Raw genomic sequence first — 15,195 nt, 5'->3', positions numbered from 1 at the left:
GATCGGAACGCACGTCCCCTTCGCCTCCGGTCAGAGGATGTGGCCGGAGGCGAAGGCGTGGCTGCGGCGCACCAGCTCCCACACCGTCTCCAGCTCGTCGTCGTCGCGCGGGCCGTACACCATGATCAGAGTGGGCGGGCAGCGGCCCTCCAGCACCAGCGGGTGGAACTCGCCCCACCCTCGTGCCACGGCCTCGGCGGCGTCCCGCTCGGGCAGCAGCAGGTGCAGGCTCCCGTCGGACGCGCCGTGCAGGTGGGCGAACTCGGTGCTGCCGCGGACGAACGCCGGGCCGGGCCCGAGCGCGTGCTCCGGGTCCAGGTGCAGCGCGCGGGTCTCCGGCAGGGAGACGACGCTGGCGCCGGTGCGTACGTGGCCGAGCCCGGCCATCCGCCGCCACAACTCTTCCTGCAGCTGCACCGGCGCGATCTGGTCGAGCTGCTGGTGCGGGATCTCGGGAAAGGTGGCGGGACGGTCGCCGCACCGCTCCCGCAACGTGGATATCGCTGCTTCTTGACTGCTCGCACTGCTCACACTGAGTAATCATACATGTGCGATATGTAGCGACATAGGGGTGTGCGCCTCCGACTGACCGTCACGCCGTGATGTCTGATCCCGTCAGGTAGTGCTGCACCACCGGGCCGATCTCCCGCACCAAGGTCTCGGTGTCGGCCTCGGCCATCGGCGGGAGCCGCAGGACGTAGCGGGTGAGTGCCAGGCCCAGCAGCTGCGTGCTGATCAACCCCGCCCGGAGCGCCGCCCCCTCGGCCCCGGTCAGCCGGGCCACCTGCGAGGCGATCTGGCCGGCGAACACCTCCCGCATGCGCTCGGCGGCCATGGGGTTGGTGCTCGCGGAACGGAGCAGCAGGATCAGCACGTCGTCGGACAGGTCGCCCTCCCAGCGTGCCAGGAAGTGGCGCACGAGCAGCTCGCCGAGCCGGTCGAGCGGCGGGTCCTCGACCCGGTCGAGCCGCAGGTCGACGTCCACGGCGGCGCTGAACAGCCCGGCCTTGCTCCCGTAGTAGCGCATGACCATCGACGGGTCGACGCCCACCTGCGCGGCGACGGCCCTGATCGTCATGCCCTCGAAGCCCCGCTCGATGAGGAGTTTCCTGGCGGCCGAGAGGATGGAGGTCCGTGTGGCGGCCGATCGCTCGGTGAAAGCCATGACAACGATTGTAGGCCAACACTCGTACGCACTTTCCTGGGCACGGGTGGCGCCGGATCTCCGATGAAGCTCCTCCCGGATGATCGCCGATCGCCAGGAGGCCGCATGACGATTCCCGCGCCCGGCGCCACGGGCACGCCGGCCGCCCCGTTCGACCTCGCCCGCCGGCTGGCCGGGGCTCGGGATGAAACTTTCACCGCGGGAACCCGCAGGTCGGCGGGCATGCCTCCGAGGGCCGGTTGACGGTGGCCCCGGCGCGTGCGATCAAAGCTCGAACAGCGACGACCAGCCTTCGAGTAAGGCGGATCTCCCAACGAACTCGGCTATCCCGGCAGCGTCACACCCATTGGGAAAGCGCTTACCAAAGAGGAGGACGACCTTGACACGTGACCCTCGTTCCAGGCGATGGCGCCGGCTGCCGGCGACCCTCGCCGCCATGTTGACGGCCGTGCTGACGGCCGTGCTGACGGCCACGGTGGGCGCCATCGCCGTGGCGCCGCTCCCGGCGCAGGCGGCCAGCGTCGACACCAACGCGTGGTACGTGCTGGTCAACCGGCACAGCGGCAAGGCCCTCGACCTGTACGACTTCGCGACCAACGACGGCGCGCCGATCGTGCAGTGGGCCCGCAACGACGGCAACCAGCAGCAGTGGCAGTTCGTCAGCTCCGGCAGCGGCTACTACCGGCTCAAGTCCCGCCTCAGCGGCAAGGTGCTGGACGTCTACGAGTGGTCGACCGAGGGCGGCGCGCAGATCGTCCAGTGGGCCGACCTGAACGCCGCCAACCAGCAGTTCCGCCTGGCCGACTCCGACGGCGGCCACGTCCGGCTGATCAACCGCAACAGCGGCAAGGCGCTGGAGGTGTGGGAGTGGGGCACCGGTGACGGCGCCAGGATCTCCCAGTGGGACGACCTCGGCGGCGCCAACCAGCAGTGGCGGCTCGTCAAGATGGGCAGCGGCGGCGGAGGCGGCGACGGCAGCGGCGAGTGGCCCTCCGACACCGGCAGCGTGCACATCACCGAGACCCGTGACGTGGGCACGTTCTTCGACGGCGGCATGAAGCGCTACTACGGCATCGGCGACGGCGGACAGGGGGAGAGCCAGGACCCGATGTTCGTCGTGGACAACGGCGGCACCATCCAGAACGTCATCATCGACGCCCCGGCCGGCGACGGCATCCACTGCGAGGGCTCGTGCACGATCCGCAACGTGTGGTGGAACGACGTCGGTGAGGACGCCGCGACGTTCAGGTCGTCCAGCTCGTCGGCCACCTACCTGGTGGACGGCGGAGGCGCCAAGTCCGCCTCCGACAAGGTGTTCCAGCACAACGGCGCCGGCACGCTGACCATCAGGGACTTCCAGGTGCACAACGCGGGCAAGCTCTACCGCGCCTGCGGCAACTGCTCCAGCTCCTACCAGCGCCATGTGGTCATGGACGGCGTCACCGCCCGCTCGACCGACGTGCTGGCCGGCATCAACACGAACTGGGGCGACACGGCCCGCTTCAGCAGGATCACGGTGTACGGCGACGACACCACGATCTGCGAGAAGTACCGGGGCGTCCCGAAGGGCGACGAGCCGGAGAAGATCGGCGAGGGGGCGGATGGCGTGAACTGCCTCTACTCCTCCTCCGACATCACCTGGCGCTAGTCACCGCGGGGCCCCGAGCGAGCTCGGGGCCCCTCCCGCCTGCTTTCCTGCCGGCCCGCCCAGGACGACACGGACCGGCCAGGCGGCGGCCGCCGAACGTGCGGAGCTCCAGCGGTCACGCGCGCAGCACGTCACGTGCCCGCGCCAGCGTGGCGAGGGCACGCGGGAAACCGGTGAGGAGGCCGGCCAGCACGTCGACGGCGGAGGCCACCACCTGTGCCGGGATGCCGCGCGCCGTGTGGATGCCCGCCATCCACCTCAGGAACGAGGAGAAGAGTTCGGGATCGTCGACATACAGGGAGGCCCGCAGGTAGTCGACGATGCGGGCGATGTCCTCGGCGGTCTGCCCGACCTGCCGCTCGGTGTAGGCCGCCATCTCGGGCACGTGCCGGCCCAGCTCGTCCATGACGCCTCTCACGAGGGCGGGAGCCGACCGGTCCAGCCGCGTGTACTCGGGTCCGGCGAGGTGCGGCGGCCCGCCGGGGGCGGTCCTGCGCGGCAGCGGCCCGGCGGCCAGGAGATCCGCGGCGGCACGGGCGTCGGGCGCCCAGTCGTCGGCGCCCAGCAGCCGGGCGTAACGGCCGTCGTGGCCGAAGGCGGCTCCGCCCGCCAGCACGGGGGTGCCCGCCGCCTGGCAGGCGGTGATGGCCGCGTGCGCGGCGGGCAGCCGGATCGCGAGCGAGCTGGACAGCGCCGCCGCGTCCGGGTTCGTCCGGTGCAGGTGCGCGACCAGGTGGCGCGTGGCGATCTGCGCGCCCAGGTAGTCGACGTGCCAGCCGTTCACCCGCAGCACCTCGCTCAGCAACCGCGCGGGGAACGCGTGCCATTCGCCGTCGATGCACGCCACGGCGACCCGGCCCCTGCCCGGCGCCCGGCTCTGCCTCATGGCCGGGTGGTGGGCCAGGGCGTCGAGCACACGTTCGTTGACCGCGCTCGCGGTGTGCTCCTGGGCGACGGTGATGCGGTTGGCCGCCCACTCGTGGCCGACCCGGGCCTGCACGGCGGCGACGACGTCCATCAGCAGGGTCTCCACGGGGACGCCGGCGTCGATGGCGGCCGTCGCCGCGTCGATCGCGGCGTACTGGTCGCCCGCCATCGCCGCCGCCCACAACGTGTCGACGTGGTTCCCGATGCCGGCGTTCACGGGAGCCGCTCTCCTGCCGCGCCGGGTGGGACGTCGCGGCAGGCCGTGATGGCGACCACCGCCATGTCGTCGTGCTCGCCGCCGCCGACCCACTCCGATGCCAGCATCTCGACGCGTTCGGCCAGCGCCTCCGGAGGCATGCCGGCGCACTGCGCGAGCTGCTCGCACAGGCGTTCGTCGCCGAAGAACTCGTCGCCGAGCGGGCCGCCCCTGGCCTCGATGATGCCGTCGCTGTAGAGCAGGCACGTCTCGCCGGGCTCCAGCTCCACCGAGGCGGTGGCGCTGGTGATGTGCTCCAGCAGGCCGATCAGCGTGCCGACGGTCGTGACCGTCTCGACGCGGCCGTCGTTATGCAGGATCAGCGGTGGCGGATGCCCGGCGCTGGTCAGCCGCAACTCGACGCGGGTGCCGCGGCGCCTGAACGAGGCGAGGACGAGGGTGACGAAGCGGGTCGGGACGCCGTCGGCGATGAGGACGTCGTTCAGCAGCTCGAGCACGCGGTGGTGGTCGTCCGCCAGGGCCGACAGGGCCCGCAGGGTGTTGCGGATCCTGCCGGTGAGCACGGCGGCCTCCAGCCCTTTGCCGGACACGTCGCCGAGCACCACGAGCGACTCGCCCCCCGCGCCCGCGACGGGGTGCACGTCGTAGAAGTCGCCGCCGATCCGCTCCCCGGCGCCCGCGGGCCGGTATCGGGCCGCCACCTCCGCACCCTCCAGCCGCGGCGGGGGAGGTGGCAGCAGCTCGGCCATCAGGGTCTCGGTGATGGCCTCCTGCTCGGCGTACAGGCGGGCGACCGAGATCGCCGCACCCGCCCACGCGGTCAGCAGCCTCGCGAACACCGCCTCGTTGTCCGAGAAGCCGGCCTCCCGCTCGCGCCGCAGCAGCACCAGCGCGCCCGCGGGCAGGCCGCGGCCGGGCAGGGAGGCCAGCGCGACCGAGCCGATGTCCCCGGACCCGTCACTGAGTACCCAGCCGGGAGCGTCGGCCGGATCGATCCAGCGGGCGGGCACCGGCGGGAAACCTTGCAGCGCCTCGTCGAGGCCCGGGACCGCGCGTGGATCGATGGCCGCGCTCTCGCGGGCCACCCGGCCTCTCGCGTCGCAGCGCACGATCACGAACCTGCGGCGGGGCATCGGCAACACGACCAGCGCGGCGTCGGCGAGCCGCCGGGCGGCCAGGCGCGCCGTCGTCTCCAGGCAGCGGTCGAGGTTCAGGGAGGACAGCAGCTCCCCGGACGCCTCGACCATGTACGTCGTCCACTGGCGCTCGGCGTGCAGCGCCTCGGCGGTCCGCCGGCACCCGGTCATCCCGGCCAGCCCGGCGGGAAACGCGTCATGAGCCCGCGAGCGTCGTACCCCACCATCCAGATCGTGCCCCGTCCCCGACCGCTGTCCGAATCGTCACTCTACGGGCAGCAGGGCACGGGACCCTTCACGTCATATCCTTTCTTTCCGTATCTTTCACCTGCACCGGTGCAGGACGGCCCGCCGGAGGCGATCGAGCTCGTCGCGGCAACCATCGAGGGCGTGACGCTCGTCGAGATCAAGAACTGACCGGTGTCGTGGCGCGGCTCGCGCGGCGGAGCTAAGGTCGTGCCGTGAGGGATGAGGAGCAGGCAAACCTGGTCACGGGGGTCGGGGTGATCGACCGGGCGGTCGCCATCCTCGACACCGTCGAGCGCGCCCCGATGAGCGCCACCGAGCTGGCCCGCCACCTCGGCCTGTCCGTCCCGACCGCCCAGCGGCTGGCCGCGTCCATGGTCAAGCACGGGTTGTTGCGCCGTGACCCGCAGGGGCGCTACCACGTCGGGCGGCGCTTCACCTCCTCGGGCCTGATCACGGTCTCCGGCCCCGTGCTCGACGACCTGCGCGCGCGCACGGGGGAGACGGCGGCCATCTGGGTGCGGCGCGGCGATCACCGGCTCTGCGTGGCCAGCGCGGAGTCCGAGGCCGAGCTGCGTGCCTCCCTGCCCGTCGGCTCGCGCCTGCCGCTGGCCGGGCGCGGCTCGGCGGCGCGCATCCTGGAGGCCGGCGACCCGCCGGATCCCGCGCGTCCCGAGCGGCGCTGGCTCGAGAGCGTCTCCGAGCGCATGCTGGGGCTGAGCTCGGTCAGCGCGCCCGTACGGGTCAACGACGAGGTGGTGGCGGCTCTCTGCCTGTCCGCCCCGCTGTCGAGGGTCAGCCGGGAAGGGCCCGGCCACCAGTACGGCGACCTCGTCGTGGCCGCCGCCGAGCGCATCGAGAAGCTGATCGTGTCCGGCTGACGGCCCTGCACGAAGCCGGCCGTGTCCCGCTGAGGGGGTTCCTCGCGAAGCTCGTCGTGTCCGGCTGAGCGCCGCTCACGCGAGCGCGTGGGCGATGTGGCGCGTCGACCGGTAGAGGTCGCGGTAGAGGTGGCAGAGCCGGTCGTAGTCGGCGGCCGCGCCCGCGTCGGGCTCGACCGTGGCGACGGCCGGGTTCCAGCCCTCGCCGGCCACGCCGCACGCCCGGGCGGCCAGCATGGCGTCGCCGTACGCCGCGCCGACCGTGTGCGCGGGCAGCACCTGCGGCTGCTGCAGCACGTCCGACACGATCTGGGTCCACAACCCGCCCCGCGTGCCGCCGCCGACCGCCACGAGCCTCCTGCCCGCGCCGCCCGCGGCGCGCATGGCCTCCAGGTTGTGCCGCACGCCGAAGGCCGTGGCCTCCAGCGCCGCCCGGTAGAGGTGGCCGCGCCCGTGCCGCAGGGTCATCCCGATGAGCGTGCCGCGCGCGTCCGGGTCGAAGAGCGGCGTGCGCTCCCCGGCGAAGTACGGCAACATGAGCAGCCCCTCCGCGCCACGCCCGGCGGCCGCGGCCTCGGCGGTGAGCTCCTCGAACGACGCGCCGGTCAGGTCGCGCAACCATCCGGTGATCGCCCCCGAGGTGGCCATCCCCGCCGCCAGGTTGTACGTCCCCGGCGCGACCCCGGCGGTCCCCCACAGGTGCGGCGAGGCGGCCCGCGCGGCGAGCACCTCGACGATGAACATGGTGCTCCCGTACATCAGCATGACGTCACCCGGCGCGGTGACGCCCGCGCTGTGGGCCTCCGCCCAGGCGTCGATGGTGCCGGCGACGACCGGGATCCCGGCGGGCAGCCCGGTGCCGGCCGCGGCGGCGGGCGTGACCGTGCCGACGGTCTCGCCGCTCCACGCGAGCGCGGGCAGCTCCAGCCCGGGCGCGATGCCGGCGGCCCATTCGGCGATCCACGTGTGGGCGCGGGTGTCGTAGAGGGGCGTGCACTGGCTGGCCGAGTGGTGGTCGAGCACGTACGCGCCGGTCAGACGGTACGCCAGCCAGGAGTGCGCCATGAACACGCGCCGGGTGCGCTCCCACACGCCGGGTTCGTGGCCCCGCAGCCATTCCAGTTTCGGCCCGGCCGCCTGCGAGGTGAGCGGCGACCCGCACCTGTCCATGATCGCGGCTTCGCCGTACCGCTCGGTCTGGGCGGCGATCTCGGCGGTGGCGCGGGTGTCCACGCCGTAGAGGATGGCCGGGCGCAGCGGCGTGCCGTCGGCGTCGCAGGGCAGGACGCACGGTCCGATGCCGCTCAGCCCGAGCGCGGCGACGTCAGGACGGGCCAGCTCCCCGGCGATGGCCAGGAAGTCGGCCCACCAGACCTCGTCCGCGTCGTGCTCGAACCAGCCGGGCCGGGGCGTGGCGGTGCGGTGCTCGCGCACCGCCGTGGCCACCACCGTCCCGTCGGGCGCCACCAGCACGCCTTTGGAGCTCGCGGTGCCGATGTCGATGCCGAGGAACATCAGCCCTGCCCCGACAGGTCGTACTTCTTGTAGAGCTCGGCCGCGTTGTCCTTGGTGACCTGCGTCGTGCCGAGCACCTGCTTCTTGTCCACCTCCTGGCCGTGGAGGATCTTGTTGACGGTCTCGGCCGCCTCCTCCGCGCCCGTCGGGTAGATGAACGTGGCCGAGAGCTGGCCGAGCTGCACGGCGCGGATGCCGCCGTCGGGGATGGCCAGGCCGTCGATGCCGATGAACTTGATCTGCTCGGCCTTGCCCGCGGCCTGGGCCGCCAGGTAGGCGCCGAGCGCCATGGGGTCGTTGTGCCCGTACACGAGGTCGATCTTCTCGTGCTGGGCCAGCCACTGCTGCATGATCGGGGTGGCCTGTTCCTTCAGCCACTTGCCCTCGCGGTCGGCGATGATCTTGATCTTGGGGTTGGCCGCGATGGCCTCGCGGAAGCCCTTGTCGCGGTCGATCTGCGGCTGGTTGGACATGATGCCGCGCAGCTCGACGATGGTGCCGCCGTCGGGCAGCAGCTTGACCGCCTCCTCGCCCGCCTTCTTGCCGATGAGCACGTTGTCGCCGCCGATGAAGGCGGTGTAGCAGTCGGTGTTCACCGTGCGGTCGAGGATGATGACCGGGATCTTGGCCTGGCACGCCTGCTCCACTGCCGCCGTCAGCGGCGCGGGCTCGGTGGGGGAGACGATGAGCGCGTCGACCTTCTGCGTGATGAAGTTCTGGACCTGGGAGACCTGCGTGGCGCTCGACTGCTTGGCGTCGGCGATCGGCAGCAGCTCGATATCCGGATATTTCTTCATGAAGTGCTGCAGCTGCAGGTTGAGCTGCGCCCGGTACGGCTCGGCGTTGTTCGACTGCGAGTAGCCGACGACGAACGTCTTCTTCTCACCGCCGTCCGCCGACGTCGACGGGCCGGGCGCCTTCGACGCGCACGCCGCGGCGAGAACCGCGCACAGCGCGATGGTGATGGCCTTCTTCACGATCGAGACCCTCCTCGGAAGAACTTGAAGAGATCGGGACGCTGCAGGACCACCGCCACGACGACGATCAGCCCCTTGATGACGAGCTGCCAGTTGTCGCTGACCGCGTTGAGCCCCAGCACGTTGTCCAGCAGCGTCAGGATGAGGGCGCCGACGAACGTGCCCGCGATGGTCCCCCTGCCGCCCGCCAGCGACGCGCCGCCGATGACCGCGGCGGCGATGGCGTCCAGCTCGTACGACTGCCCGGCCTGCGGGTCGGCCGAGGCGCTGTAGGCGGCGTCGATGGGCCCCGCGAACCCGGCGAGCATGCCCGACAGCGTGAACACCGCGATCGTGATCGCCGTGACGTTGACCCCGGACAGGCGGGCCGCGGTGGGGTTGCCGCCGACCGCGTACACGTGCCGGCCGAACCGGGTCTTCGTCAGGATCAGGTGGAAGACCACGCAGACCACGATGAAGGCCAGCACCGGGTAGTAGATCCGGTCGAACAGGTTGTGCCCCGGAGTGCCGAACAGCTGGAACGCCTCCGCCTGCGGCGTCAGCTTCCCGTCGGGGCCGGCGATCTGGGTGCCGACGCTGACGTTGTCACTGACCTGCCGGTCCAGGCCGCGTACGACGGACAACATGGCCAGCGTCATGACGAACGACTGGATGCGCAGCCAGGCCGTGCCCGCGCCGTTCAGGAAGCCGAAGAACGCACCCACCACCATGCAGATCGGCACGATCTGCCACGGCTCCAGCGAATGCTTCGACAACATCATCGCCGCCGTCATCGAGGCGATGCCGAGCAGCGAGCCGACGGACAGGTCGATGCCGCCGGTCAGGATCACCAGCGTGACGCCGACGGCCAGGATGCCGCGCGAGGCGAAGGCGCCGACGGCGTTGGTGAGGTTCGTCTCGTTGAGAAAGATGTCGCCCTTCGTGGCGATGCCGACCGCGAGGATCAGGACCAGGCCGATGTAGGCCTGGGCCGCGCCGAGGGCGGAGAACGTGCGCCGCAGCCGGTTCTCGCCCGGTGGCTTCGCGGGCGTGGGCGGCGCGGTCTTGGTCGTCATGGGGTCGTCACCTTTTGTCGTGCCATGGCGGCTTCGAGAATCGCCTCCTGCGTGGGATTCTCCGTTCGGGAGAACTCCGCGGTGATCCGGCCCTCGCACAGCACGAGGATGCGGTCGCACATGGCGAGCAGCTCGGGCAACTCCGACGAGGCCACCAGCACGCCCTTGCCGCCGGCGGCCAGCGAGGACATCAGCGCGTGGATCTCCGCCTTGGCCCCCACGTCGATGCCGCGGGTGGGCTCGTCCATGAGGATCAGCGACGGCGAGGTCAGCAGCCACTTGGCCAGCACGACCTTCTGCTGGTTGCCGCCGGACAGGTTCCCGACGGTGAACCGGGTGCCGGGCGCCTTGACCCGCAGCTCGGTCACCTGCCGCTCGACGGCCGCCTGCTCGCGGCGGGCGTCCACCATGCCGAAGCGCAGGAACCGCCCGAGCGAGGGCAGGCCGGCGTTGAAGGCGATGCTGTTGCCCAGCACCAGGCTCTGCGCCTTGCGGTCCTCGGCGACGAGCGCGACGCCGCGCCGGATCGCGCCCTTCGGGCTTCGCGGGCGGTACGGCCGCCCGCCCAGGCTCATCGAGCCCGCGGCCGGCCGGTGCATCCCGAAGATCGTTTCCAGCAGCTCGCTGCGGCCCGCGCCCATCAGGCCGGCCACGCCGACGATCTCGCCCGCCCGTACGGACACGGAGACCTCGCGCAACGGGGTACGGCCGGTGCCGGGCTCGCCCGGCACCGACAACCCCTCGACCTTCAGCAGCTCCCCTCCGGTGCTTCCGCCGTCCGCCCGCGGGAACATCTCGCCCAGCGGCCGGCCGACCATCATCCGGATCAGCTCGTCCCGGTCCACGTCCGAGCGTTCGCCGACGTAGGTGCCGTCGCGCAGCACGACCACCCGGTCGGCGATCTCCTCCAGCTCCTCCAAGCGGTGCGAGATGTAGATGACGGCCACGCCGCGCCCGGTCAGGTCGCGGATGACCGTGTACAGCCGCCGCACCTCCGCGTCGGCCAGGGCCGAGGTCGGCTCGTCCATGACCAGGACGCGGACGTTCTGCGACAGCGCCTTGGCCACCTCGATGAGCTGGCGTTCGGCGATCTTGCACTGCTTGATGAGCCGGCGCGGCGACAGGTCGAGGCCGAGACCGCGCAGCAGCTCCGCGGTCCGCGCCTCCATGGCCTTCCTGTCGAGGATCGCGCGCTCCCTGCCGAGGAAGATGTTGTCCGCGACGGACAGCTCGGGCACGAGGTTGAGCTCCTGGTGGATCATCGCGATCCCGTGCCGGCGCGCGTCCTTGGGCGAGTGGATGCGCGCCGCCTGCCCGCCGATCTCGATCTCGCCCTCGTACTCCTTGAACACGCCGGCCAGGATGTTCATCAGCGTCGACTTTCCGGCGCCGTTCTCTCCGAGGAGGGCCACCACCTCGCCCTCCGCCACGGTGAGCGAGACCCCGTCGAGGGCCCGCACGCCGGGGAAGGACTTGCCGATGGCCCGCATCGTCAGAACGGTCACCGCAGACTCCACGCGGTGTAGGAGGCGGCCGACCAGGGCGTCTTCGGCGTGAGCCGGACCGTGATCTCGCCGCGGCCCCGGGTCGCGCTCGCCGGGATCTGGTAGGTGTCCTCCAGCCACCTGCGGCTCTCGTTGCCGAGCGGCTGCGTCCAGTCGGGCAGCCGGTGCCCGTTGACGGTGACCTCGGCGCGCTGCCCGGCGCGGCTCTGGTCACTCGTCCGCCGCAGCTCGACGCCCTTGTTGCCGCGGTCGATCCGCAGTCTGAAGGAGACCGGGCCCTCGGTGACGCGCTGGGTGGCCTTCAGCGTGTCGGCGTTCTCCAGATCACCCTCGAACGCGGACTCCAGCGTGGTGACCTCGCCCTGGCCGGTGTAGCGGTGGGCCCGCTCGCTGGCCGGGTCGCCGACCGTCAGGGCGTCGGTCTTCCTGGCGGCCGTCCTGCCGGAGCCGTACCAGTAGGCGGTGGAGGAGTAGACGCCCTCGACGTTGTTGGTCCAGCCGTGCTCGATGTCGAACGTGATCGAGCTGCCGAACGGCACCGCGTCGCCGATCATCAGCCGGTAGGCGCTGGTGCAGTCGCTCTCCTCCGGGCAGCCGGTGGCCGGGGCCAGGTGCACGGGATTGCCGTGGAAGGGCGTGTTGAAGGTCTCCCTGTTGAAGTACCAGCCCGCCTGGTAGAAGTCCTCGCTGCCGGTGCCGTGGATCTGCGGGGTGCGCGAGCCGTCCACGTGGACGCGCTCGTCGCCCTCCAGGTAGTTGCGGTTGGTCGGGCCGCGCATGGTGTGGCTGACCCCGACGAACTTGCCCTGGCCGGTGGCCTTGAGGAAGGGCCAGCTCTTGCCGGGGGTGGTGGCGCCGGCGTGCGACTGCGCCCCGAAATAACCGATATTTCGTGCCATGGGACGGTGGGCCGACGTGACCGACGCCTCACCCTCGATCGCCCGGCCGGTGCCGTTGTGGAGCTCGACCGTCGCGCCCTTCCCGTACGGCATCGGCCACCAGGCCGACATCGTGCTCGTCTCGGCATCGACGGCGTACATCAGCGACTTGACCGGCATCATCGCGTGCCCGCTGCCGAAGAACTCGCCGACCGGCGCGTCCACGGTGCGCCTGCCGTCGAAGGCGATCCGCAGCCGCAGCCCCTGCAGCACCTCCTGGGCCGCCCTGACCCTGGCGAGCTCGTCCTCCTCCATCGGGAAGGCGAAGGTCCGCTCGCCCTGCCAGGTCTGCGCGGCGATCGTGTAGCCGTGCGCCGCCTCGTCCGCCGCGTCGCCCACGTCCACGGTGTCGGTGCGCTCGCCGCCGCTGTCCACCCAGTACGTGAACTCGTTGTAGTCGAGGTCCGCCGACTGGAACACGTTCTTGATCGTGATCTGCGCCTTGCCCCTGGTCGCGCTCGCCGGCAGGTCGACGGACTCCTCGGCCCACATGCCCGAGGCGCCGACCTTGCTCGGCGGCCACTGGGCCACCTCCTGGCCGTCCACCAGCACCTTGGCGACCTGCTTGCCGATGGCGGGGTCGATGCGCCGGGTCAGCCGCACCCCGTCGTTCTCGGGGTCGATCTTGACGGTGAACTCGCTGGAGCCGTCCTTGCCGAACGCCCGGCCCTCGTCGGCCTCGGTCTCGGGCAGGACCTGCTCGGCCTGGGGCAGCCGGAGCCTGATCTGAGACAGCAGGCCGGAGCCCTGCGTGCGGGCGAGCCGTACCGACCTGCCGGGGGCGAGGTCGATCGCGGTGTCGTGGGTGCGCGCGCCCGGGAGCGCGGGCTTGGGGTCGCCGCCGGCCCTGAGCCGGTCGATCACGTCCTGCGCCTTGTCGGACGGGTCGAACGTGCGCACGCCCTCGGCGTCGGCGAACGTGCGGTAGGAGACGTGGTGGAAGAGCGGGTTGTGCTCGGTCGTGATGCGCATCGACTCCCGGTACGGCATCGGCACCTCGACGTAGACGCCGCCCGAGCTCTGGTCGGCGTTGCCCACGAGGGGATGGACGAAAGGCGCGCCGAGCTTGCCGTTCACCAGGTCCTGCAGGCTCGCCTCGACGACCTTGCGGCCGTCCAGCTCGATGGTGATCGTGCCCGTCTTCGTGACGTCGCCGCCGTCCCTGGTGAACCAGATGGCCTGCACCTCGCCGGCGCCGGTGTGCTCGGCGATCACGCAACCCTGGCCGGAGGTGTGCAGGCAGGAGTACGTGCCCTCGAACCCGTCGTTGTTGTCGGCCGTGCGGTCGAAGCTGGAGAACTGTTTGGTCTGCACGCCGGTCGTCAGCTCCGGCAGCCGGTCGAGCCGCCGGTAGACGTCCCACCCGACCAGGCCCTTGTCCGGCACCGGCTGCGCCTGCGCGGGTGCCGCCAACGCCCCGGCCGCCAGCACGGCCGCCAGCAGGATCGTGTTAAGCCGCATCGCCGAACCCCTCGAACTCGACACCCAGTTGTGCGCAGACCGCCCGCAGTTCGGCGACGTGGTCGCCGGGAACGGCGTGGATGTGGTTGGAGCCGAACCGCCCGAGGAACTCGGTGGCCGGCACGTGCAGCCTGGTGAACGCGTGCGGCCACTCGAACGTCGACTGCCTGGCCATGGCCTCGTTCGTGGCGTCGTCGTACAGCTCGAAGTCGCCGCGCATCACGTGCATGCGATAGGCGCCGTCCCTGCGGGTGAGCCGGGCGAACGTGGCGGCGCCGGGCGCGGCCAGGTGGTGCACGCTGGCGCCGCCGGCGGGGAAGAAGAACACCTCGGGGTAGAAGTGCGTCCTCGCCAGGTTCTCGGCGGGGTCGTCGGAGCGGGCGGCGTACCAGGTGGCGTGCTGGCCGGAGTTGCACAGGTCCCACACGTCCTTGTCGGCGTGGTAGTGCCGCACGTCGGCGAACAGGACCGGGTCGCCGCTCAGCAGCTTGAGGATCTGCATGCTCAGCGCGCCGTCCATGTCGGCCTCGGTCGCGCAGACGTGCGTCTCCTTCGGGCCCTCCCAGTCGTAGGGGTCGTTGAGGAAGGACTCGGCGATGTCCATCGTGCAGAAGTGGGTGGTCAGCTCGGGCTGGCCCTTGATGCCGGAGAAGTCCAGCTTCCACTCGTCGATGAGCTCGCGCATCGCGTAGTACGTACGGATCTGCCGTTCGAGCAGGTCAGGTGTGAGCTGCTTGCCGTCGTAGTGGACGTTGCCCTTGGTCTCCAGCCATTCGCGAGCCTCCTTCACCCGGGTCTGGGACGCGTTCTCGCTGCGGCGCACGATCTCCCACTGGTCGATCTCCTCGACGTCCACGCCGAAGGTGCGCATCCACTGGTCGGTGTTGGCGACGGCGGTGTACATGCCCATGGGCCGGCCGCCGATCCGGCCGAACGTCGATCCGCGCAGCCCTCGGACGGCCCGCGCGGCGCGCACCTCGGTCAGCACGCGGCTCTTCACGGCGAGGTCCTCGATGTCGCCCCAGGCCCGTGCGTGCACCCTGCCGATCTGGTCAAGACCGCCGCCGCCGGCCAGCATGCCGACCATGCCCGGCTGGGCGGGGTCGATGTTGGCCATCAGCAGCAGCGGCCCCGGAGTGGCCTCGGCGGCGAGCATGGTGAAATGCGGGAAGGCCCAGACCGCGTAATTGAAGATCGTCAGGTCGGGCCGCTGATCGGCGAGCCGGCGGGCCTGGGAGGTGGCCAGCTCGCTGGTCGACACGATCTCCGGAGCCACGATCACCTCGTGCCCCTCCTTGCGCAACGCCTCCGCCAGGGCGGTGGTGGCGGTGTCGATGTGATCCACAAGATCGCGGGCGACGAAGTCGCGCCCGTCCGAGATGCTCAGCACTCCGATACGTGCCACGGGTGGTTGACCTCCATGTTAAGAAATCGATTGCTCAGAAATCGATTTCCACCCAAGCTAGATCTCACCTCCTGGACCGTCAATGCCGCTTCACATCACAGAATGGCAACAGTGACCGC

At 71.2% G+C, this 15,195-nt stretch carries 14 protein-coding genes; 4 read left to right on the top strand and 10 right to left on the bottom strand.

Going from position 1 to position 15,195, the window contains the following annotated elements:
* Nucleotides 1-30 precede the first annotated feature (30 nt).
* Nucleotides 31-531 (bottom strand): luciferase family protein, encoded by a 501-nt coding sequence (locus ABGB14_RS45530; RefSeq protein WP_347650126.1) that lies wholly within the window; start codon nucleotides 529-531, stop codon nucleotides 31-33.
* A gap of 61 nt (nucleotides 532-592) precedes the next feature.
* A complete protein-coding gene (locus tag ABGB14_RS45525; protein ID WP_347650125.1) occupies nucleotides 593-1,165 on the bottom strand; it encodes a TetR family transcriptional regulator in 573 nt (190 codons plus the stop codon).
* Nucleotides 1,166-1,270: 105 nt separating this feature from the next.
* Here ABGB14_RS45525 and ABGB14_RS45520 point away from each other — a divergent pair, with 105 nt between their 5' ends.
* The gene (locus ABGB14_RS45520; RefSeq protein WP_347650124.1) at nucleotides 1,271-1,408 is read left to right on the top strand and encodes a hypothetical protein; all 138 of its coding nucleotides are present in this window, start codon (nucleotides 1,271-1,273) and stop codon (nucleotides 1,406-1,408) included.
* Nucleotides 1,409-1,544: 136 nt separating this feature from the next.
* Nucleotides 1,545-2,813: a pectate lyase gene (locus ABGB14_RS45515; RefSeq protein WP_347650123.1), complete on the top strand. Its 1,269-nt coding sequence runs from the start codon at nucleotides 1,545-1,547 to the stop codon at nucleotides 2,811-2,813.
* Nucleotides 2,814-2,928: 115 nt separating this feature from the next.
* Here ABGB14_RS45515 and ABGB14_RS45510 read toward each other — a convergent pair whose 3' ends face one another.
* A complete protein-coding gene (locus ABGB14_RS45510) occupies nucleotides 2,929-3,957 on the bottom strand; it encodes a cobalamin B12-binding domain-containing protein (RefSeq protein WP_347650122.1) in 1,029 nt (342 codons plus the stop codon).
* Complete coding sequence (locus ABGB14_RS45505; RefSeq protein ID WP_347650121.1) at nucleotides 3,954-5,264, bottom strand: PP2C family protein-serine/threonine phosphatase; 1,311 nt, start codon at nucleotides 5,262-5,264, stop codon at nucleotides 3,954-3,956. Before ABGB14_RS45505 ends, ABGB14_RS45510 begins: the two co-directional genes overlap by 4 nt.
* Nucleotides 5,265-5,291: 27 nt before the next feature.
* Between ABGB14_RS45505 and ABGB14_RS45500 the strand changes: the two genes are divergently transcribed.
* Both ABGB14_RS45500 and ABGB14_RS45495 read left to right on the top strand, forming a co-directional pair.
* The gene (locus tag ABGB14_RS45500; RefSeq protein WP_347650120.1) at nucleotides 5,292-5,510 is read left to right on the top strand and encodes a hypothetical protein; all 219 of its coding nucleotides are present in this window, start codon (nucleotides 5,292-5,294) and stop codon (nucleotides 5,508-5,510) included.
* Nucleotides 5,511-5,554: 44 nt separating this feature from the next.
* Complete coding sequence (locus tag ABGB14_RS45495) at nucleotides 5,555-6,220, top strand: helix-turn-helix domain-containing protein (protein WP_347650119.1); 666 nt, start codon at nucleotides 5,555-5,557, stop codon at nucleotides 6,218-6,220.
* Nucleotides 6,221-6,295: 75 nt separating this feature from the next.
* Here ABGB14_RS45495 and ABGB14_RS45490 read toward each other — a convergent pair whose 3' ends face one another.
* From ABGB14_RS45490 to ABGB14_RS45465, 6 genes are read right to left on the bottom strand one after another with little or no spacing between them, the layout of a single operon-like run.
* Nucleotides 6,296-7,735, bottom strand: a complete 1,440-nt coding sequence (locus tag ABGB14_RS45490; RefSeq protein ID WP_347650118.1) for an FGGY-family carbohydrate kinase — start codon at nucleotides 7,733-7,735, stop codon at nucleotides 6,296-6,298.
* Nucleotides 7,735-8,712, bottom strand: a complete 978-nt coding sequence (locus ABGB14_RS45485) for a substrate-binding domain-containing protein (RefSeq protein WP_347650117.1) — start codon at nucleotides 8,710-8,712, stop codon at nucleotides 7,735-7,737. The genes ABGB14_RS45490 and ABGB14_RS45485 overlap by 1 nt, the downstream gene beginning before the upstream one ends.
* Nucleotides 8,709-9,767, bottom strand: a complete 1,059-nt coding sequence (locus ABGB14_RS45480; protein WP_347650116.1) for an ABC transporter permease — start codon at nucleotides 9,765-9,767, stop codon at nucleotides 8,709-8,711. Before ABGB14_RS45480 ends, ABGB14_RS45485 begins: the two co-directional genes overlap by 4 nt.
* Entirely contained in the window at nucleotides 9,764-11,272 is a 1,509-nt protein-coding gene (locus ABGB14_RS45475; RefSeq protein WP_347650115.1) for a sugar ABC transporter ATP-binding protein, read from the bottom strand. The genes ABGB14_RS45480 and ABGB14_RS45475 overlap by 4 nt, the downstream gene beginning before the upstream one ends.
* Nucleotides 11,269-13,671 (bottom strand): glycoside hydrolase family 172 protein, encoded by a 2,403-nt coding sequence (locus tag ABGB14_RS45470; RefSeq protein ID WP_347650114.1) that lies wholly within the window; start codon nucleotides 13,669-13,671, stop codon nucleotides 11,269-11,271. Before ABGB14_RS45470 ends, ABGB14_RS45475 begins: the two co-directional genes overlap by 4 nt.
* Nucleotides 13,661-15,076, bottom strand: a complete 1,416-nt coding sequence (locus ABGB14_RS45465; protein WP_347650113.1) for an L-fucose/L-arabinose isomerase family protein — start codon at nucleotides 15,074-15,076, stop codon at nucleotides 13,661-13,663. Before ABGB14_RS45465 ends, ABGB14_RS45470 begins: the two co-directional genes overlap by 11 nt.
* Between the last annotated feature and the right edge of the window lie 119 nt (nucleotides 15,077-15,195).

This window comes from Nonomuraea sp. B10E15, assembly GCF_039871615.1.
Lineage (GTDB): Bacteria > Actinomycetota > Actinomycetes > Streptosporangiales > Streptosporangiaceae > Nonomuraea.
The sequence above is the reverse complement of the archived record's forward strand: the minus strand, read 5'-3'. Positions and strand labels throughout refer to the sequence as shown.